Genomic DNA, 20,781 nt, shown 5'->3' with positions numbered 1-20,781 from the left:
TGGCCTGGAGGCTGGCATGAAACGCATTTTACTGACGGGATTTGATCCCTTTGGCGGCGAGCAAAGCAACCCCTCGTGGGAAGTAGTGCGCAGGCTGGATGGCTTGCTCATCGGTGACAATCACCAGATCGTCAGCGCCCGTCTGCCCTGCGAATTCACGAATTCCCTGCAGATACTGGAAGCCGCCCTCAGGCAACATCATCCCGCGATTGTGATTGGCCTGGGCCAGGCCGGTGGCCGTGCCGACATCAGCCTGGAGCGTATCGCCATCAATATTGATGATGCCCGCATACCCGACAATGTTGGCGTACAACCTGTAGATGTATCTGTGGTAGAGGGCGGCCCCGCTGCCTATTTCACGAGCCTGCCGATCAAGGCAATAGCGCAGGAACTGCATTTGAGCGGGATACCCGCATCGGTATCACAGACCGCTGGCACCTTTGTCTGCAACCATGTGTTTTACGGTCTCATGCATCTGGCAAGCAAGGCAGACAGTGGCATACAAAGAGCTGGCTTCATCCACATCCCCTATTTGCCTGAACAGGCAGTGGCGCATGCAGGAGCCGCCAGCATGCCGCTGGAAATGCTAAAGACAGCGATCTTGAAAGTGCTGGAGAGTGTATTGAAGACCGACAAGGATTTATGTATCGCTGGTGGGGCGACACATTAGGCGGGAGGGCTCAAGCGAAGTTACAACTGCGTTGCAGCTTCGCGCTTGATAGCCTGATACTAATTTAAGATGGAGATGCTGCGGTGATACTGATGGTGGTGCCAATGCTGATACCGACAGCCATAGCTTAACGCAGCTTCGGCATATCAGACTGCTTGCCCCGCAAGCCATCTGCTTCCAGATTCTTGTCTGCCTCACTATCAACGCACACTTGCGTGTCATTGACTGTTTTGTTTTTGGACTTGGCCGTAGAGTCACTCTTATCTGTGGGCAAGTTTTTCTCTACCTTTTTGACCAGCACTTCAGCTGCAGGTGCGTACGGGCGGAAGTAGGAAATCAATTGGGCATCCAGGTTGGATACTGCCAAAGGTGCGGCGCTGGCGACCAGCATTACGCCCAGCATGCAACTGGCGATGCCCAGTTTGACCAGTAAATTCAATCTCGTTTTCATTTTTATCCCTTTTTACGACGGCGCAGCTGTTTCAGAGTGACAGTCTGGCAAGACTCAGTGCAAAGAACATGCCAGCACCTAAAACAAGTAAGAATTCAAATTTCAGGGGCGATATGTGTTGCAAATCAGGCAGCAAAGTGTCCGCTTGCGCACAGATGGGCGGACATTTCGGACACCTCGGACACTTTCCTCAGGCTTTGCAGGCAGGCCTGTGATGGATCATTTTAGACCATCATTGAACTTCATGAGCAAACCTTTTGGACCCACTGCCCAGCCACTTTTGGAATTGGCAAAAGCTACGGTATTGACTGGTGTCTTATCCAGCACCTTCCAGGTCTTGCCTGCATCATGTGAGATGCCTGAACCTGCCAGACCTGCTGCGACATAGGTCTTTGCTGCGCCGGGTACGGTGGCAATGACAGACATAAAGCCCTGTGGCAATACCTGGGCTGGCTGCCAGGTTTGGCCGCCGTCCTCGGTACGTGCACCATTGAGGCTGTTGAGTTGCGGGAGTTTGTAATCACCGCCTACTGCCATACCATTTTTTTCATCCAGAAACGCTACCGAGAACGCACCTTTGCTGGCTGCTGCGGCAGGCAGGGGCAGGGTGGCGGCTGACCAGCTGATGCCACCATCTGCACTGGCATAAGCCCGCGCTTGGCTGGCTCCACCAGTGACTATCCATGCATGCTGGCTACCATAAGTGGCCACACAGGTGCCGCTGGCGGCAAATGCGCCTTCATTGGGCAGGGCGGTTAGACCGGGGTGTTTGTTTTCTTGCCAGTTCAGGCCGCCGTCTGTCGTTATCAGTATCTGGAATTGGCCATCGACCGGGTCGCCAAACAAGATGCCCTGTTTGGCGTCAGAAAAGGAGATGGCATCCCAGAATCCGGTCTTGGCTTCATTGGTTTTCAGCAATTGCCAACTGCTGCCACCATCTCTGGTTTCATACAGGCGCGACAGGGCACCCGGCCCGGCACTCATGATAATCGCATATTTGGCATCAAAAGCATGGATGTCACGAAAATCCAGGCCTTCTGCGCCGGCTACCTCCATTACTTGCCAGCGTTCACCATCGGTAGTGCGCAACACCGTGGCCTTGGCACCGCTGGCCCAGGCAACCTTGGGGCTGACGACAGACAGGCCACGCAATTCGACTTCAGTACCACTGGTCTGTGCAACCCATGCATCGGCAGCACAGGCAACATTAGCGGTATTGAATACACTGAACAGGATCACGCAGCTAATACGAGCAAGTTTCATGAGTATATGAACCAGGAGTAATCGTGATGCTATTGTAATCCTTGCATTCCTTATTTATTCGTCAGCAAGCGTAAAAAATTCGCATTCATGGTGTTCAGGGTTTCTTGCAACAAAGACCGCAAGCCTGACGGGACATTGCTGGAACTGATGCTGGAGCTAAGCTCGGCCTGTTGCTCCAGTTGCCGCATCTGCCTGATGGTCGCCAGTGCAGCCGCACTGATGCCATCGTCTGCCTGCAGGGCGGCACGTTCACCCTTGAGTGCCGTCATCTCGCGCAATTGCCCGACTTCAATTTGCTCCCGGCGCAAAGTGAAATTGCTGCTGATATCGAACTTGAGCAAGTGTTCATCGGCATTCAATCGTGCATCGACATCGGTATGGCTGGTGAACTTGACGATGATGGCGACCAGTTCTATCGTCAAAAACCATAGCAGCCACCAGATGAATTGCAAGCGCCTGTGCATGTCGTTTTGCAGCATGTCCCAGGTGGCGGCAAAGTCGGCGGCAAAACCTGCATGGGATGCTGCCTGTATATGCTCGGTCTGGGTTTTTTCCAGCACTTGCGCATCGGCCCTGGCTTTACTGGCGATGGTATTGGCCTCATGACGTTCTTCTGCGACTTGCGCTTTCTCAGCCAGTTTCTCTTTACGCCAGGCGAGCAGGGTCGTGTTGATGTCTTGCTCTTGTCGCAGGCATCTGGCTTTGGCAGTGTTGATGCGGTTTTGTGCTGCGCTGATTTTTTGTTCGAGCAAGACAGCCTGCTCAGGTAAAGCGACAGTCAGGGCTTTGCGCCAGTTGGCGATCTGTGCATTAGCACGGCGTTCCTCGGTTTTTGCCTGCTCACGCATGGTCTGTAATTGCTGGCGCATCTCTGCCATTTGCGGTGGTTCGCTGTGCAGTTTGTCTTCTGCCTTTTGCAGCTTGTCATCCAGCGCTGCCACATCCTGTTGAAGCGTGGGCAAGCCAGTTGCCAGTTGCGCGCTTTGCAGGTTTTGTATCAGGCGGGTGCGTTCCAGTTCGCCGGTTTTTACCGTGATCTCGGCACGGTTGCTATCGACAAAAAAAGGATAGACCATGGTAATTGCGGATAACAGTGCCAGCAGGCTGCGCCAGAACAAGCCCATGCTCTTTGCCCGCCAACCGGCATCTGATTGTATCGACATGATCATCTGCCGCTCCAGACACCACTGGAATACCGCCCACAAACAACCGGCAATGATGGCACCTGAGCTGCTGACATTCACCATGCTGGCCAGCATATGCGCCATGCCATAACCGGCAAACAGGGCAAAGAAAATCACCAGCGCACCTATGCCAAAATACTTGTGGCGGCCACGTGCATACAGGTAATTGCCATTGCTGTCCTGCGCATCCAGCACTTTGAGACTGACTGCTGCTGACAAGGCCAGCAGGGCTTTGCCTGCCTGTACCAGACTGAGGGGATGGAAGTAAGACATGACTACATATTCCTGAACAAGACCATGAAGGGCTGGCTGACGCTTAGCGTCTCTGGCCTGGTCCTGAGTTTGACCAGACCCTTGCCACTATCGTCACGGCTGATCGAGGCAATCGCCCGCAGGTTGACGATGGTGGAGCGGTGTATCTGTTTGAACATACTGTTGTCCAGTGCCTGCAGCAAATCGCGTATGGGTTTGCGCAGCAGCGATTCACCTTCGGCGGTCATGACCACCGTGTATTTGCTGTCCGCCTGGAAGTAGGCAATATCATCGACCATGATGAGCCGGGTTTCATTGCCCACGCTGGCGGTGATCCACACCAGCGGTGCAGGTTTGGGCATGTCTGCCGGTCCACCGCTGAGCTGGCGTACCAGTGTGCTGATGGCCTGCAAATCAGCCGTGCCGGTCAGCGCACGCATCTGCAGGCGTTTGACGGTGGCGAGCAGCCTGTCCTGGGTAATTGGCTTCAACAGATAATCGACCGCACCTTTTTCAAAGGCATCGATCGCATACTGGTTATAGGCTGTGACAAACACGATCTGGCTTTGCGGGCTGACTTCTGTCATGGCCGCGGCCACGTCCAGTCCGCTCAAACCTGGCATGCGTATATCAAGGAACACCACATCTGGCTGATGCATGGCGATGGCTTCCAGCGCGCTGCCGCCATCATCGCAGGCAGCAGCAATCTCAAGATCCGGCCAGGCCAGGCTCAGTTGCTGTAACAAGGCCTCACGCAACAGACTTTCATCTTCTGCGACAACGCACTTAGGCATGTTGTTCTCCCTTGGCAGTTACAACAGGTACGGTGATGGTCGCAGCAACCCCGCTGGGGAAATTACCTACCAGTACAAAACTCGCCGCATTGCCATGCGCGAGGCGCAGGCGCTCACGCACATTCTTCAAGCCTATGCCAGTACCGCCAATTTCTGTGCCCAGACCATTGCCGTCATCAGCTACCGTGACGGCGACATTGCCTTCATGCTGCCTGGCGATGATCCATATCGTGCCGCCGCCGGTCTTGGGTTCCAGGCCATGCTTGATGGCGTTTTCCACCAGGGTTTGCAACATCATCATGGGGAAGGGCAAGGCTTTCAATTCTGGCGGTACCTGGATTTGTATATTCAGGCGTGTGCCCATGCGTATCTTCATGATGTCGAGATAGGCGATGGAGCGTTCCAGTTCTTCACCTATGGTCGAGGCAGTATCTTCAGTGCGTGGTAAGGAATGGCGCAAGTAAGTGATCAGGTTGCCCAGCATCTGGTCAGCCGCTGCGGGGTCAGCGCGTGTCAATAATTGCGCGCTGGCCAGGGTGTTGTACAGGAAGTGCGGCTCTACCTGGGCATGCAGCAAGTTGAGTTTGGCGACCGTCAGTTCTTTTTCCGTCACAGATTGCGCTGCACTGGCTTTTTCCTTGCGCCTGCGTTCTGCAATGCGCCGGGTGATGGCGCGGGTGATGGCTTCTGCGTTTTCCAGGTTTGTTCCATTGTCGACAAGGAAGAAATCTGTCCACGCCGGGCGCTCAGGTTCACAAATCAGGGTCAGGCTGCCTATGCCATCGCCGGGTGTGATGGTGGCGAGAATCTGGTTGCGCTTGGTCGTCAGAAAATCCAGTACTTTCAACTCGTCAATGAAGTTGGCCTGGTAAGGGTCTATGCGCTTGATCTTGGCACGTATTTGCAGGCTGTCTCTGGCGCTCTCTGTATCTTCTGCACCCGGCAACTCGCGGATGGCAGCATCGACGAGCTCAAAAGCTTCACTGGCTTCCAGCGGGATTTCTATCTGGCGGCGCTGGCGGTTGGCCAGCGTATTGGTATCGACCTTGCTGGCAATCAGGCGCACCCGGCGCACATGCGAGAAGCTGATGCCCATGACCAAGGCCACGAGACTGAAAGGGATGAGAATAAACTCACCTGGCATATGGTTCCTGAAAATACCATTCACGATGAATATCGTCGTGAACAGGATCAGCAGTCCCCAGCCAAAACTGGAGCGTAAGATAAACCAGATAGTCGTGAACATTGTTATTTCCTTCTTATTTGCGATTGCTGCCAAGAATAATTGCCTGCGCGGCTTTCGTCTCGCATTTTCCGACGAAAGCAAAAAAAATCTGATGAATACGGGAAATGAAGGCACAAAGCCAGCTTTGCCATGAACATGAAATAGGGCTTGTATTTTTACTGTGTGGCGCATAGTATTATGCTGTGTACGACACAGTATGACTAAAAACAAGGAAATGAAAGACATGTCAGAAGACAGGCTGGACAAAATGCGTCTGGAATTACGGCGCGGGGCCCTGGTGCTGGCCGTGCTGGGTTCATTGCGGCAGGCGCAGTATGGTTATTCCCTGCGCAAAGCCTTGCTCGACCATGGCCTCGATATAGACGAGGGCACTTTATATCCCCTGGTCAGGCGGCTGGCTGACCAGGGTTTGCTTGACAGTGAATGGCAACAGGGAGAGGGCCGCGAGAGGCGCTATTACATCCTGTCGCCAGCTGGCATGGAATTACTGGGAAAACTCACGCAGGAATGGCAGGCCTTGAATGGCACGCTGACGACTATTTTGGAGACTGGACGATGACTCTGCTGCAAAAATACATACATGCGGTGAAACAGGAATTACCGCAGGCGCAAAAAGAAGACATAGGCCGTGAATTGCAGGCCAACATTCTTGATCAACTCGATGCCATCCAGGAGCAAACCGGCAGAGAGGCGACCGAGCAGGAAGTCGCCGGCGTATTGGAAAAACTCGGTCATCCGGCGCAGGTTGCCGCACGTTATAGCCCTGTCACACCTTTGGTCAGCAGTGAGCTGATGCCTGCCTACAAGCTGGTCATCAACTATGTGCTGGGTCTTGCATTGCTTTTGCATACCTTGAAAAGCGCGATGGTATTTTTACAGGCAGAGCATTACAAGATCTCGCAGGCATTGATGCAGTTAATTTACGGTTTTATTGACCAGGCGACGATGATTTTCACCTCGGTGACGATTGCGTTTTATCTGGCAGCAAAAAGTGGAATGTTATCCACCTGGGGGAATAACAGGAACTGGCGGGCGCAAGACTTGTCTGAACAGGAGTATGACTGGCAAAAGATACGCGGCAGCGACATTCTCACGGACTTATCTTCTTGTGGGTTTATGTTGCTGTTGATCTGGCACAAGTTCTGGATGTCAGATGCCAGCCTGCAGCAGTTGCGTGTAGATTTTTCGCCGGCCATTGCCAGTTATCTGCCCTGGATGAGAGCACTGCTGCTGTGCTCTGTCGCATTTTATATCTGGTGTGCAATCCAGCCCGTGTGGAGTAAATTGAAATTACAATTGAATATCGTGCAAAATACCATGTATGCAGCGCTGTTCTTTTTTTTTAGCCAGCTTGATGCATTGATACATAACATAGGTCTGCCAGCCATATTGGACTTGCAAAGGCTGGACCGTGGCATACGCCTGGCTTGTTTTGCTTATGTCTTGTACTTGCTGTATGAATGCGTGCGGGATGGACGTCGTTTGCAGCAACTCGGCAGTGTGCATGTTGGTACTCGACTGACCGATTGAGTTTGGTAAATAAGTTTGGTAAATAAGTTTGGCAAATAAGTTGGGTAAAGAAGTTGGGTAAATAAGCGTAGTAAATTTTCCGCTTCTGGATATTTTTTGACAGTAAATTAGAAAGCAATATATGGATATTGATCCCCTGGAAACCGTAGAGCAATTGACAGAGCAACAGGAAGAAGCCAAACAAAACAAGGCCAGCAACCAATTGAATATCTGGGTTGCCATCACTGTCGCCTTGCTGGCGACTTTCATGGGTATATGCAAGGTCAAGGACGATAATATCGTCCAGGCCATGCAACAATCGCAGGCCAACAAAATAGATCACTGGGCGTTTTACCAGGCGCGCAATATGCGGGAAGAACTGGCCAAATCAACGGAGCTGCAACTGCGCCTGGCTTCCAAAAATGTACCTGCTGACCAAAGGGCAGAATATCAGGCCGCCATCGATAGCTACACAAAACTGGCGAAAGAACAGCACGACAAAAAAGAAGAGTTGAAAAAACAGGCAGAGCAAGACCAGGTCGATTATGACAACGCCAATTACAAGGACGACCAGTTCGACTTGTCAGATGCCTTGCTGGCGATTGCGATTTCCTTGCTGGCAGTCACTGCACTGACCAAACAGCGCTGGTTGTATTTCGTCACGCTGGTGCCTACCGGTTTTGGCGTACTGATGGGTCTGGCAGGTTTGATGGGCTGGCATATACATCCAACGGCGCTGGTGGCCTTGTTGTCTTGATGGAATAGGTAATTACAAAAATACGGTAGCAATGAAGACATAAATCCATGTATGGATAATTTAATTTATGCTATCGTATTTGACGGTTGCCGGGTTGGGCGAAAATTCTTTTGAGCGAAAGATTTGATAAACTCGCTGTCAAACTCGCTATCAAATTTTCTGTTAAATTTTTCTTTACCCCACCGACCTCTAACCCAGCACAAAGGTTTTATATGGATATCAAACTGAACTTCATCAACCGGTCGAATGACACGAATAATTCCAGTGTCGTGATTTTTCAAAAAAACCTTGTGACCAATTTTGATGAAACTGCCGTAGCATGGAAGGTCATAGAAAATTGCGGCGTTGGTGCTAATCACCCTTTCACGTATCCATTGAATTCTCATGTAAGTATCAATGATTCATGGGGGAATTACACTCCCCAGATCGCTGCGCAAAATGGGAACCTGTTCCATGTGACTTTGAGCAATTCTGGCACACAATTGTCGTTGGCGGGCGATGCGAGCAATCCGGCGCAAGTACATGTCGCGAACGAATTGACCAAAGGAGCTATCAATGCCTCGATTTACAAGGGCGGTTCTTTGCTGGCGACTCGCACATCCATCGCACCAGCGCAAAGTGCCGCTTTCGAGTTCAAACCTGTCATCTGGATAGGTGTTGCCTCACAGGTGGTACAGGGGCAGGTCATGAATTCTGCGATTATCTCCAACTTCAATACCGAACTGTCTTTGCTTGGCATTGCCGAGGCCGATATCATCATGACAGGCGGCGGCCCTGGTGCCAATTCCACACCTTTTGCTTTTCATTTTGAAAATATACGCTATGCCTGAAACCATGCTGGACAAACCTGACAGCATCCTGATGCACTCAGCTTTAGTTCAGCTTTAGTTTAGCTTTGGGTCAGGTTTAGCTCAGGGTTTGCCGGGCGGATCAAGCCGTATCACCGCCATCGGTGGTGGTTCATTCGGCAGCCACTTCTGATGGATGCGGGCAAAGTGGCCTTCTTTCTTCAGCCAGCGCAAGGCATCTTCCCAGACCTTGATCGTGGCTGGCGAAGTGGAGGTGGAGAATGCCAGGTACAGTTCCAGGCTGTCGAGAACTTTAACCTTCTCCACATCATCTGCAGTGTGGCCAATTTCCTTGAGTACCGACGAAACTACCAGGCTGCCTTCCACCCATAAATCAAAACGTTTGGCCAGCAGCATATTCGCAATGATTTGTGGTGTCGGCGCCTGTTCTATATTTTGAAAACCCTTCTTGCGTGCGGTATCTGCAAAGATGCTGGAACGATAGGCACCGACCTTGAGTTTTTGTATTTCATCGCCCATGCTGTGCAGGCGTGCGGCATTGCCTTTGCGGGTATACAAAGATGTGGTTGAGACCGCAATCGGGCCTAGCAAGACCATGAGTTTTTCGCGTTCTTCAGAACGCCCAACCGTAAACAACAGGGTGTTCGGTTCTTCTAGCAGCGCCTTGTAGCCGCGTGCCCAGGGTACGACTTGTATGGGCTGGCTGCTGCCTATGTGTGCCTGCATGGCTTGCACGACTTCGACGGCCATGCCCTCTGCCTTATTGCCACTGCCAAAGCTGATGGGGGGCCAGTCTTCGGTGAAAATCTGCAGGTCTTGCGCCATTGCCGGCATCATAAGACCGGGCAATACCAATATGCCAAGCAGCAGGATGTTAAGCAGACGGGAATAAGTCTTGAAGGTGGAGAGATTTTCCGGGCGCATCTTGAACCATTATCTTGTTGTGCAAAATGTAAGTAGCATTTGCGGACTGCGATGATAGTGTCTTGCGTGTATATTGCATTACCGGAATTTACAACAATTGCTGCCCTGAAGATAGCTGTACGCAAAAACTGTGTCGCTTATGACGCATGCCGACACAGTTTTCTACAAATGGAATTTGAATTTCTGGCGGCTCGTCAGTTTTTTTCCGCAGATGGTTTTTCTGTCATCCTCAATTCCAGTGCCTTTTTAAATTCTGTGAAACTACCGCTACGGCCATGTACGCCAACCAGCTGCTGTACTTGCAACTGATGTTGTGTGATCAGGCTGTCCAGTTCCAGACCTACGTCAAACACGGGCGGGATGGGGCCGATTTCAGGCAGGTAAAACAGGTCACCCTGAAACAGGGTCTGGGTGCTTTTGTCATAAGCTACCAGCATGTCAGATGCATGGCTGCTGGCGATGGGATAAATGCGTATGCTGCGGCCACCGAGGTCGATATCAAACACGCTGGTGACTTCCTGCACCTTGCTGGCGACTGCCTTACCCAGTTGCCTTTCGATGGCCAGGCGGCCATCCTTGCCTGCGAGGATATGCAGGCCATCCTGTATATAAGACGGCGCACCGGCTATGTGGTCGCGATGGCTATGTGACAGTACCAGGTAGGCCAGCTTGCGGCCAGGAGCTGTCTGTTCTATCAATGCCCTGACTTTGGCTGCTTCTGCTGCGCTGACAGGCGCATCATAGATTGCCACGCTATGCGTACCGACCGAGAAAGCCGTGTGATAGCCAGATTCACTACCATCAACCCGGTAAGTGCCGGGAGCTATCATGGTGGCACGCAGTGCTCCCTTGTCCTGTTTTTCTATATATGTTGCGGGCAGCGCAAAGCTGTGGGCATCAACATGCTCTGCCACTGCCGCACTGATCTTCCATTGCAGTACCAGTCGCCCACCGTCTTTTACTGTGATCTGGCGGGGCTGCCTGAAATTTTTCGTGCTGCCATAATCGGCGTATTCATAAGTGGAGGCCGCGGTTTTTGCACTCAATACCTGGCCGCTGCTGCGCTCTATGATCATGCTGGCAGGGCTGCCAGCGGCATCATTGAAATTCACTTGCTGGTAATTTTTATTTTCAGCACCGGGTAAATCGATGGGCATGTGCATGCTGCCAAGTTCCAGCAAGAGTGTCGGGCTCAGGAATAGCAGGTCGGCATATTCATTGCGTGCCTCAGCGGCAGTCTCGCGCTCTATCTCTATGCCTTGCCGCCATTGCAGCAAATCCACCGCTGCCGCACCGTCTTTGTTGCCAGTCGTCAGGAAATGAAAGCGTATATTGCCTGGCCACACAGATTCACTGATGGTGCGAAACTGTCCATCTTTTTGTAATATGACTTGCTGCTTGAGTTTGATTTCTTGCTGCGCATTTTGTGGCGTTGCGGCCTGGTGCGATGCAAAACGCACGCCCTGCATCTCCAGCGTGATTGCAAAAGCAGAGGGCATGTCTTGCGCCATGATGCGGCTGGCAGAAAACAAAATACAGATACCGGTAGCAGCCAGTATCAGCCGCAAGCTATGTGATGCATGCATGGTCGTCTCTCTTTATTGGGTGAAGGTAGTGAAACTGTCAGCCTTGATGTGGCACACAGCTTTGGGCAAGAGACGGCAAGCCTGGTTCAAAAAATCCAAACCTCGGCAGCATGCTTTCGTCACATCACAGTAAAGTGTGAGACGACAAGGAAGGAAATGCAGGAATGAAGATGGGAATGAAAATAAGGAGGGGAAGGATCTCGATTGCCACGTCCGCCGCGAGACATACGTGTCAGTTCAAGCAACTTTAGAAAAAGCGATGGAAGAAAAAAACCAGCCTGTCATCCCTGTGACAGGGCAGGCTGGTTTTTTGCGAGGTATTAGGTTCTAGCGTTCACTCAAACCACGCATCTTCGCATTGCGGGCATCATCCTTTTCTTTTGCCGGTTCAGCCCTTGGTGCTGGAGCAGGCGCTGGTGCCGGGGCAGCCCGTGGAGCCGGAGCTGCTACTGGAGCGGGAGCAGGCGTATGCACTATCGCTGGTGCCGGTGCCTGTCTCTGTTCCATTCTTGGCTCCATCCTCTGTTCCATGCGTGGGGCCTGTTGTGGTGCTGGATGTGGTGCTGGCTGTATCATGGGTTGCGGAGCCTGTCTTTCTACCGGCCTTTCCACAGGCCGCTCTACCGGCGCGACTGGTACTGGTCTTTCCCTCATGCGTTCAACCGGTCTTTCATTGCCACGGTCTATACGCTCCGGCTGGCGTTCCACACGTATTTCCTGTGCTGGATTATTGTTGATGCCATTGCCATATCTTAATGACCTGTCATTGTTTTCAGCTGGCCTGTTTTGATTCACGGGATTGGGCGTGCCCATGATCGCATTATTGACCGGGGCGTTCGCGGCAGGCGAGCGCACAGGTGGATTGCTGATAACATTGACCGGGGGCGCGACATTCGGTGCGATATTATTACTGGGCTGCACATTCACTGTTGCCGCTGGTGGATTAGCTGATGGATTATTCAGCTGCGGACGCTGATAAACATTATTGCCCTGATTGATATTGTTAGGTGCACCATTGCCATAGATGCGTGGCGCATTTCCCTGTATCTCCGGGCTGCGGTTCATATTGCCCATGCCCTGATTAGACGGGTTATTTGCAGGTGCAAGGCTATTGCCATTGCCATTGGCAGGTGGCGTATTGACTGCATTTGAAATAATGCCCGACACCGTATTGGGCTGTGCATTCGGTGTTGCGACTGCATTATTCTGCCCGCGTGGGTTGCCATTGATTTCTGCCGGGCGGTTCACTGGCCTGGCTTCATTCGGGTTCAGGTTGGTGATGGTGCCAGCATTGCGTGCCGGTGGCATGTCCAGATTTCTTTGCCTGAATTGTTCACCGTTACGCAAATTACCCTGACGTGCTTCACCAAAGCGGTTATTGCTGACTGGTGTGATATTCGGTGCCTCGGTGACTACTGCCGGGGCCTGGCGGTTTTGTACTGCTGCGACAGGATTCCTCGATACTGGCAATACATGCTCACCTCGTACAAAGGTGTTGGTGGGGACGATGGTGACGGCATTACGCACGCCCTGGTTCACAAAGCGAGCATTCGTGATCGTGCTGTTGACCGCCATGTTTTGATTCAGGCGTTGTATATACTGGTTGCTATGGGCATATCCTGGTTTATAGACTTCCCCAGGCCCCAGCGGGAACCAGGCAACCGAAGGATGCGAACCCGGTTTGGAACCATAATAATTATTGATGTAAGTGTTGCCGCCGACAAAAGCCACCAGCGCCGGTGCATATACCGGACGGATATGTTGCTGGCGCGGTCCTGGCACCCAGGCCCAGCGTGTGCCTACATAGGCCCAGCGGCCATAATGGTAAGGCGCAAATCCCCATGGGGCACGATCTACCCAGGTCCAGCCCCACGGCGCAACCCAAACCCAGCTACCATCGCGATAAGGTGCCCAGGTCGCGCTGACCTGACGCGGGTACCAGACTGCGCCATAATCGCTGGTGGTTTCCCACGAACCATATTGGTCAAGCTGTTCATAGCCTATGACTTCACGCGAGACATAGCGCACGGTTTCTACACTTTCTTCTGCACGGTCGCGGTCGGCTGCCCACATGTCAAAAGTATCCAACGGCGGTACATAGCCTATCATCGTATGTTGCAGATTCGCTCCAGAAAAGCGCGACTGCTCGCCCTGTCTTATTGTGACAGTATCACGCTCGCCACGGGCAATCGCAGTACCACGCCGCACCAGTACGGTGGTGGTATTGTCGTCATTGACGTTGATACGGTATTCGCCAGGTTCCTGCAATGAGAACACCAGATTGGGGGTGCGTATGTCAAAATTTTCTCTATTGTTGAGCTCACGCACGCGTATCACCATGCTGCCCTGGTTAAGATCGATTTGCGTATTGTCATCATCGAGCAGGCTGAAACTCATGCGTGTGTTTTCTGCCAGGCGCAGGGCATTTGGCCCCACATGCATTTCCGCCCTGCCAGCATAGGGTACTTGCAGGCTGTCGCCGGTAGAGATGGGGCGATTTTGCACCAGAGAGCTCCAGCTATTGCTACCCGCATCTGCAAAACTGACATTGCCGTAGGAATAACTGACCCTGGCAACACGTCCCGGCGGCTCATCCTGGGCTTGGGCCGCGCCTAAGTAAAACAGGCTCGCTACAGCCAGGGCGGCTATTTTCAATAAGGGTTTGCTACGCGATTGAGTATGTGCTGACATGAATTTCTTCCTGCGCGAGTAATGTGGGTGAGCAAATTCGCTCCATAATTACCTTAACGCACGAGCAGAGGTTTTGGATGTCAGGTATTTCACATTATTTGAAATTTCTGCTGTGCATTGCACAAGTGATTGATTTTGTTCGACTAAATCCCCATATTATTGATCTTGCCCAGCCACTGCTGACCCATGGCGACCAATTCAGCATTAAATTCTGGCTGCAAAGAAAAATGCCCCCAGTCAATTTCTGCATACGTTTTTTGACCTGACAGGCGCTGGTAACAATCGCGTGTCAGTTGCGGGTTGACCATCTTGTCCCGCTTTTGGTTGATGACCAGTATCGGTACTTGTGTATTTGCTTCCAGCGGTATCGCAAATGCGGTATCGAGCATGCTGGCGAAGTAACTTGCGGTCACTGTACGCAGGGTCAACGGGTCAGCCTGCCATTTGGCGTAAAAGCCAGTTGCCAGGTCGCGTTCATCCATCATGTTTTCAAAGCGCGCCAGCGGGCGGTAGGGCAGGCACATGCGTGGTGCCAGTTTTGCCAGCAGACCGCTCATGGCTCTGCATGCTTTGGCCAGACCGGGGATGTTTGCCAGGGCCGCAAAGCGGGTAAATGCCAGACCAGTGACTGGGTTACCAAAGTCATACAGGTTCAGGCAAACAGCTGCTACCGGGGGCTTACCCTGTTGTGTCAGCGCGGCGGTAGCCGCATATGTCAGGCCACCACCTATGCTGCCACCGCAGAGGTAGAGCGGGCCAGCAAACTCTGCCCTGGCCCAGGCCGCCACATCGACAATGTTTTGCACGGCCTCTGCCACGGTAAAGTCACCCATCGCGCCGCCAGAGCGGCCCTGACCTTTCTGGTCAGGCACGATGACGGTATAGCCCTGCTCATAAAAAGCCAAGGCCAGGCCAACAAACAAGCCGCCATAGCCACCGCCACCGTGATTCAATATCAGCACAGGGGCAGTGTTGTCTGCCTGCTGGTACAGGTCTATATGCAACTCCACTCCCGTAGATTGCAGATGGCGGGTTTTCGCCACGGCCAGCACGCGCGCCAGCAGAGCTGGGTCGTGATAGCAGTGCCAGTAAGTCTGGCTGGAGCGTGCCTGATTCATATTCATATTCATATTCATGCTGCGATAGTCCGGTCAATGTTTGTCGGACTATAATATGAATAATCATTCATATTGTCTATTCGCATTCGGAAGCTGCTTATTGCCATGAGTAAATCACGTGGTCAGCCTCTCACCCGGCCTATAACCCATCCATTAAAACAGCCTTCCCAGCAGCGTTCCAAGGTCACCGTGCAGGCCATACTGGAAGCAGCTATTCATATTTTCGATGAATTTGGCTATGCCGCAGGCACGACTTCACGTATCGCCAGCCGCGCCGGGGTCTCAATAGGTTCACTTTACCAATACTTTCCCAACAAGGATTCGATATTGACGGCATTGGCCGAGCAGCACATGGCCGAGGGACTGGCTCTCAGCATGCGCCTGCTTGAGACCCTGCGCACGACCACACAAGCGCTGGAGCCGGTATTGCATGACATCGTCGGCCATATGATTGCCCTGCATGAGCACAATCCGGGTTTGCACAGATTGCTGTATGAAGAAGGCTTGTTGCCCGCACAATTGCGGCAGACTGCGAAGCAGGCTGAACAGTTTTTGATAGAAGAAGTGGCTCGCTGCCTGAGTTTGCGTGCGGATGTCGTCGTTGTTGCTGACCGCCAAATGCAGGCTTATTTTGTCGTGCATGCGATTGAGCATTTCACGCACAGGCTGGTGATAGACCAGGCACCGGTGGAGTTTCAGTTGCAGGGGAAGAGTGAATTGGTGGGTATGTTGCAAAGGTATTTGCAGGCATAGACCTTAACCGGGCGTAGGTCGGCGAGGCTTCGTAGGTTGGGCTACGTTTCATCAGCCCAACACTGGGCCTCTGCAAACGTATACGTTATTTAAACGCCGAGTGTTGGGCTGGTAAACCGTAGCCCAACCTACAAACGCGCCCAACCTACAAATTCATCCGTGCAACTACATCATCACATTAATAATGGCATTACCTATCCCCAGGATAGCCGCACCCGAGATCAACCCCGCACTGATAGCCTCACAACCCTCTACCCAGAAAGTATGGCCTTTCGTGCCTTTTTCTGTATTCCGCTTGCCCATGTACCAGAATATCAAGGCGCCCAGCCACATGGCGAAGCAGGATTCTGGCGGCAAGACTACGCCCAGGCCTATGGATACGGAAGACAGCGGCAAGCGGCCACGGGTGATGACATTAGTCACCTCGATGAATACGGCGCACAAACCGGCGACCGCCATGGCGATGATGGCAGACATAGGCAAGCCACTTACACCCTTGGCAATGATCTCGGCCACGCCCTTCCATTGCAAGGCAGACGGGAAGGCAAATTGCTCACTGACGATAGTCGCCGTACTGCGCAAGCCATTCGCATCTGGTGGCAAGAACAGCAAAAAGAACAGCGGCACGCAAGCCAGTGCACCAGAGACGATACCGATAATATGGCCTATCACCTGGTGACGCGGTTTGCCACCCAGCATATAGCCAGGCTTGATATCAGACAGCAGTGACGACGCATTGAAGGCGATGTCAGCAGTCATACCGGCTGGCAACAGGTTATTGGCCGGATTGCTGCGGTCTATCGCGCCCATGCTGAATTGCGTGATCTTGGCCAGCGCACCGATAGGTGCCCAGGAAGTCAGCGCCATTGCATTGATACAGATGATGGTCAATACAAAGATCAGCGGGAAGGCGATGAGTGCCATGATGTAAGGCACACCAAACAGGGTATTCACCAGCCACGCAGCCAGTGCACACAGGATAGGCACACCCACATAAGAAATCCATAGCGGTACTTCGATATCCTTCAAAGGATCGGGGCCGGACTCTTTTTCTTTCTTGCCGCCGCCAGTCATGGATTTGAAGGCCGCCTTGAACAGCTCAGGTTTGGCCAGCAAACCAACCATGGAACCCACCACCATCATCGTCACTGCCCACCACAAACCCCACTGGTTGACGATTTCGGTACGGGAAATAGCCACTACCGTTCCATTTGGCAAAGTGCGCGCAGCGATATCGCCGTTTTGTATCATCCAAGGTGCCAGGATCACAAAGTTGATGAAAGCTCCCAGCATGACGCTGCTGGCAACCCGTATACCCATCAGGCCACCAACGCCGAACATCGCAACGTCCAGGTTCAGGCGCAGGCCCAGTTGGCGTATGTCCGTGCCCATGATCTTGGGTATCCACCACTGGAACTTCGTGGCTGCCGTGTAGTAATATGCATCCAGGCGCTCAGGCAGGCTCCAGGCTTCTGTCATGCCCGCCCATTTGTCCATGCGCAAAATCTTGAACTGGATCAGACGCATCCAGCCATCGCTGACGATGATCTGGTACAAACCGGCAAACAGGCTGGTATAACCGAGCAGCTTGGCCTTGTAGATGCCACCGCCTGCGCCGTCGGTGTAGAGCGAGTCAAGTACCACGCCACAGGCGCGGCCTTCCGGGAAAGGCAATTGATCTTCATTGACAAAGCGGCGCTTCAGCGGGAAGGCGACCAGCACACCGATCAGCGCGACCACCACGACCCAGATCAGCATCTGCCACCAGGGGATGATCTTGCCGGTGATCAGCATATACGCCGCCAGACTGGAAATCATGGGGTTGACCATGTAGCCAGCAGCAGTGGCGACCGATTGCGTGAGGTTGTTTTCCAGTATGCTGTAGTCGGCAGTGATGCCCATGCTATGCAAGATCTTGAAAATGGCAAACGACAAAATCACTGAAGTCAGGCCAACACCTATGCCTATACCTGTCTTGGCACCGATATACAGCGCCGTGGCGGCCAGTATGCCACCTAGCAAGAAACCTGTCAGGGCAGAGCGCAGGGTGAGCTGCGCCATGTCCTTGCGGTAGATATTGTCAAACCACCACTGATCCTTCTGTCGTCGTGTCCAGGTGCGTATCTGTTCATCATCCAGCTGTTGCAGAGCCATGTATCCTCCATTTTTATTGAGGACTTACGCAAAACCACCCCGACTGCACAGCAAAGACTGGCAATAACAATTTTGCGTAAGCCCTGATTATGATCTGCTGCCTCGTGGGCCGCATACCTATCCTCAGTGTCACGCCATGGCTCAATTTTTGTAAGGATGAGCTCAGGCGGTAGCGCAATATAGTGTTAGCTGAAGATCATGTCAATTTTTGTGCACTGCGCTGATGAAATCAGCCTGAACTTGAGCAAGTCAGAGGTGTCCAACAGCAGTAAAATGCTGGCAACAATATTTCTATAAATACATGCGGAGATTGCTTTATGACTTTGACACTGAACCAGGTGGCAGAAGCCTATGTAAAACTCGTCCTGGCCGCAGGCCAGCATGATCCCGGCTATGTCGATGCCTATTACGGCCCGGCAGAATGGCAGGCAGCCTCGCAAAAACTACCGCTGGCAGACTTGCTGCAGCAGGCAGATGAACTGACAGCACAGGCACAAGCCTTGCCACCTGCAGAGGCAGGGCAAGAACTGCGTCAGGACTTTTTACGCCTGCATGTCGCCGCCGTGCGCACCTACATCGCTCATCTGGCAGGCCATAAGCTGTCTTTCGATGATGAATCGCAAGCCTTGTACGATGCCCGCTCACCTGAACTGAGCCCGGCAGATTTCGACCCCATCCTGGCTGAACTGAGCCAGTTATTGCCGGGCGAAGCTGATTTGAATACGCGCCTCTCTGCGTACGCCAAGCAATTTGAAATCCCGCAAGACAAGCTTGATGTCGTGTTCAAAGCTGCCATCAATGAATCCCGCGCCCGCACCAGGAAATACATCAGCCTGCCGGAAGAAGAAAATTTCGAGATTGAATATGTCAAGGACCAGGTCTGGAGTGCCTACAACTGGTACAAGGGCAATAGCTATAGCCTGATACAGGTCAATACCGACTTCCCCATGTTCATCAGCCGCGCGATAGACCTGGCCAGCCATGAGGGATACCCCGGTCACCATGTCTTTAATCTGCTCATAGAAAAACACCTGGTCAATGACAATGCCTGGGTGGAGTACAGCATCTATCCCCTCTACTCACCGATGTCCTTCCTGGCCGAGGGTAGTGCCAACTACGGCATAGAAGTCGCCTTCCCGCATGCAGAGCGCATGGCCTTTGAAAAAGACGTCCTGTTCCCGCTGGCTGGCATAGACCCGGCCAAAGTTGAACATTATTACCAGGTGCAGGCAGTCCTGCAAAAGCTGACTTACGCTGGCAATATGGTCGCCAAGCTGTATCTTGATGGTGATATAGACACCGAAGCCGCCGTCGCCATGCTGATGAAATACGCCATGTCAGACGAAGCCAGATCGCGGCAACGCCTGCGCTTCATGGAAAAGCACAGGTCTTACGTCATCAACTACAACCTTGGCCAGGATATGACCAAGGCCTATGTAGAAAAACTCGCCATGCCGGGCGATGAACAAAGCCGCTGGCAAGTCTTTGCCGAGCTCTTGTCCAAGCCCCGCACCGCATCGATGATGAAAGTCTAACTCTCTGACAGCGCAGTTATCTTGCTTATCTGACGGGCCTTATCGACATCCGGACTGCGGTAAGCTTTTTCCGGTATCGTAGCCAGGGTCGATGCATGTACTTGCTGATCATTGAGCCCATAGAATTTCTGGAAGCTCATGATCAGCGGTTTCCATTTGTCCGGGTCTATGCGGTCAGGATTGCCATCCAGCAGTAGCGATGCGTCGACATGCAGGCGTTGTATGCGCAATTCGAAAGTCAGTATGCCACCCTTGAGCATGGCTTCGTCTTCCGCAATGCCATGCATGGCTGCGACTGTACATTCTTGCTGCACCAGGCATTCCTGTACCCGCGCCGCTGTCACTGTTTCTGATGTTTGCGGCGTCAGGCCCGCCAGCTCAAATTTATTTCTCTCCAGCCGGTAACCGCGCGCTGCCTTCCAGGGCGACATCGCATCCGAGCCTGTCGTCAGTGCGAGTTTGTTGACAGCGGCTACTTCATTGACGGAGGCGAGATTGAGTACGCAATGGCCGTTTCTTTTCAGGTTGCGGGCAGTTTGTGAGCTTGACCCTACACCGATGACGGCACGCCAGCCCAGCCAAAAAATGGATGAGATAGGGGCCAGATTAAAACTGCCATCTTCATTGACGGTGCTGACCAGGATGACAGGGGTGCCGAAATAGAGTATGGCGGATTCGCTGCTGATGTGCATGGTGTCCTCGCATGTGGGTTGTTCGATGTTTGATTCGATGGAGGGAGTATGCGGGGTGTTAATTGTTTGGGCTGGCTGGAAACGGACGGGGGATTTTGATTTGAATGGCAGGCCTGTCCTGGGTGAATAGCTTGTGAATCATCGGCAATTTACTTAACGTCATTCCAGCGTGAGGTTAGCTGGAATACAGTGGCGTTCTTTGCATGCTGCGAAGTTTATTAATGCCAGAATAGTATAGTTTTGCGAGCTGGATTTTGAAATGCCATCACACGTGTTTTAAGATTGCCGGCCGGTGGTAGACCGGCAGCTACCCACCTTTTTGTCTCGCCAAAAAAGGTGGGCCAAAAAGGCGACCCAGGCGTCGTCGCCCCCTGAAGGGGGTTCCCGTTTGTG

The 20,781-nt window shown here is 52.6% G+C and carries 18 protein-coding genes; 7 read left to right on the top strand and 11 right to left on the bottom strand.

The window, feature by feature from the left end; genetic code table 11:
* The first annotated feature begins 16 nt into the window (after positions 1–16).
* Entirely contained in the window at positions 17–670 is a 654-nt protein-coding gene (gene pcp / locus ACO0LI_RS01910; protein WP_423030417.1) for a pyroglutamyl-peptidase I, read from the top strand.
* Positions 671–797: 127 nt separating this feature from the next.
* On the opposite strand, the gene ACO0LI_RS01905 is transcribed toward pcp, so the two are convergent.
* From ACO0LI_RS01905 to ACO0LI_RS01885, 5 genes are all read right to left on the bottom strand, one after another.
* A complete protein-coding gene (locus ACO0LI_RS01905; RefSeq protein WP_423030415.1) occupies positions 798–1,121 on the bottom strand; it encodes a hypothetical protein in 324 nt (107 codons plus the stop codon).
* A 219-nt stretch (positions 1,122–1,340) separates the two neighbouring features.
* A complete protein-coding gene (locus ACO0LI_RS01900) occupies positions 1,341–2,384 on the bottom strand; it encodes a hypothetical protein (protein WP_423030413.1) in 1,044 nt (347 codons plus the stop codon).
* A gap of 50 nt (positions 2,385–2,434) precedes the next feature.
* Positions 2,435–3,841: a DUF4407 domain-containing protein gene (locus ACO0LI_RS01895; RefSeq protein ID WP_423030411.1), complete on the bottom strand. Its 1,407-nt coding sequence runs from the start codon at positions 3,839–3,841 to the stop codon at positions 2,435–2,437.
* A 2-nt stretch (positions 3,842–3,843) separates the two neighbouring features.
* A complete protein-coding gene (locus ACO0LI_RS01890; protein ID WP_423030409.1) occupies positions 3,844–4,614 on the bottom strand; it encodes a LytR/AlgR family response regulator transcription factor in 771 nt (256 codons plus the stop codon).
* A complete protein-coding gene (locus ACO0LI_RS01885; protein ID WP_423030407.1) occupies positions 4,607–5,860 on the bottom strand; it encodes a sensor histidine kinase in 1,254 nt (417 codons plus the stop codon). Before ACO0LI_RS01885 ends, ACO0LI_RS01890 begins: the two co-directional genes overlap by 8 nt.
* 196 nt (positions 5,861–6,056) lie before the next feature.
* Here ACO0LI_RS01885 and ACO0LI_RS01880 point away from each other — a divergent pair, with 196 nt between their 5' ends.
* The 4 genes from ACO0LI_RS01880 (at position 6,057) to ACO0LI_RS01865 (ending at position 8,956) form a co-directional block, all read left to right on the top strand.
* Positions 6,057–6,419 (top strand): PadR family transcriptional regulator, encoded by a 363-nt coding sequence (locus tag ACO0LI_RS01880; protein ID WP_423030405.1) that lies wholly within the window; start codon positions 6,057–6,059, stop codon positions 6,417–6,419.
* Positions 6,416–7,390: a hypothetical protein gene (locus tag ACO0LI_RS01875; protein WP_423030403.1), complete on the top strand. Its 975-nt coding sequence runs from the start codon at positions 6,416–6,418 to the stop codon at positions 7,388–7,390. Before ACO0LI_RS01880 ends, ACO0LI_RS01875 begins: the two co-directional genes overlap by 4 nt.
* A 121-nt stretch (positions 7,391–7,511) precedes the next feature.
* Positions 7,512–8,126 carry a DUF4337 domain-containing protein gene (locus ACO0LI_RS01870; protein WP_423030401.1) on the top strand — a complete coding sequence of 205 codons (615 nt, stop codon included), beginning with the start codon at positions 7,512–7,514 and terminating at the stop codon, positions 8,124–8,126.
* A gap of 212 nt (positions 8,127–8,338) precedes the next feature.
* Positions 8,339–8,956: a hypothetical protein gene (locus ACO0LI_RS01865; protein WP_423030399.1), complete on the top strand. Its 618-nt coding sequence runs from the start codon at positions 8,339–8,341 to the stop codon at positions 8,954–8,956.
* Positions 8,957–9,037: 81 nt separating this feature from the next.
* Here ACO0LI_RS01865 and ACO0LI_RS01860 read toward each other — a convergent pair whose 3' ends face one another.
* The 4 genes from ACO0LI_RS01860 to ACO0LI_RS01845 form a co-directional block, all read right to left on the bottom strand.
* Positions 9,038–9,859, bottom strand: coding sequence for a substrate-binding periplasmic protein (locus ACO0LI_RS01860; RefSeq protein WP_422949675.1), 822 nt, complete (start codon positions 9,857–9,859; stop codon positions 9,038–9,040).
* Between the two features lie 194 nt (positions 9,860–10,053).
* A complete protein-coding gene (locus ACO0LI_RS01855; protein ID WP_423030397.1) occupies positions 10,054–11,445 on the bottom strand; it encodes an MBL fold metallo-hydrolase in 1,392 nt (463 codons plus the stop codon).
* A 327-nt stretch (positions 11,446–11,772) separates the two neighbouring features.
* The gene (locus ACO0LI_RS01850) at positions 11,773–14,136 is read right to left on the bottom strand and encodes a DUF6600 domain-containing protein (protein ID WP_423030395.1); all 2,364 of its coding nucleotides are present in this window, start codon (positions 14,134–14,136) and stop codon (positions 11,773–11,775) included.
* Positions 14,137–14,279: 143 nt separating this feature from the next.
* Positions 14,280–15,260 (bottom strand): alpha/beta fold hydrolase, encoded by a 981-nt coding sequence (locus tag ACO0LI_RS01845; RefSeq protein WP_423030393.1) that lies wholly within the window; start codon positions 15,258–15,260, stop codon positions 14,280–14,282.
* Between the two features lie 99 nt (positions 15,261–15,359).
* Between ACO0LI_RS01845 and ACO0LI_RS01840 the strand changes: the two genes are divergently transcribed.
* Positions 15,360–16,007: a TetR/AcrR family transcriptional regulator gene (locus tag ACO0LI_RS01840; RefSeq protein WP_423030391.1), complete on the top strand. Its 648-nt coding sequence runs from the start codon at positions 15,360–15,362 to the stop codon at positions 16,005–16,007.
* A 165-nt stretch (positions 16,008–16,172) separates the two neighbouring features.
* On the opposite strand, the gene ACO0LI_RS01835 is transcribed toward ACO0LI_RS01840, so the two are convergent.
* Positions 16,173–18,161 (bottom strand): OPT family oligopeptide transporter, encoded by a 1,989-nt coding sequence (locus ACO0LI_RS01835; RefSeq protein ID WP_423030389.1) that lies wholly within the window; start codon positions 18,159–18,161, stop codon positions 16,173–16,175.
* A 317-nt stretch (positions 18,162–18,478) separates the two neighbouring features.
* Here ACO0LI_RS01835 and ACO0LI_RS01830 point away from each other — a divergent pair, with 317 nt between their 5' ends.
* The gene (locus ACO0LI_RS01830) at positions 18,479–19,696 is read left to right on the top strand and encodes a hypothetical protein (protein WP_423030387.1); all 1,218 of its coding nucleotides are present in this window, start codon (positions 18,479–18,481) and stop codon (positions 19,694–19,696) included.
* On the opposite strand, the gene ACO0LI_RS01825 is transcribed toward ACO0LI_RS01830, so the two are convergent.
* On the bottom strand, positions 19,693–20,388 hold the full coding sequence (locus tag ACO0LI_RS01825) for a flavin reductase family protein (RefSeq protein WP_423030385.1): 696 nt from the start codon (positions 20,386–20,388) through the stop codon (positions 19,693–19,695). The genes ACO0LI_RS01830 and ACO0LI_RS01825 overlap by 4 nt on opposite strands.
* Positions 20,389–20,781: the final 393 nt, after the last annotated feature.

Origin of the sequence: Undibacterium sp. Tian12W, from assembly GCF_049339405.1 — a bacterium.
In the GTDB taxonomy this organism is placed as follows: domain Bacteria; phylum Pseudomonadota; class Gammaproteobacteria; order Burkholderiales; family Burkholderiaceae_D; genus Undibacterium.
The sequence above is the reverse complement of the archived record's forward strand: the minus strand, read 5'-3'. Positions and strand labels throughout refer to the sequence as shown.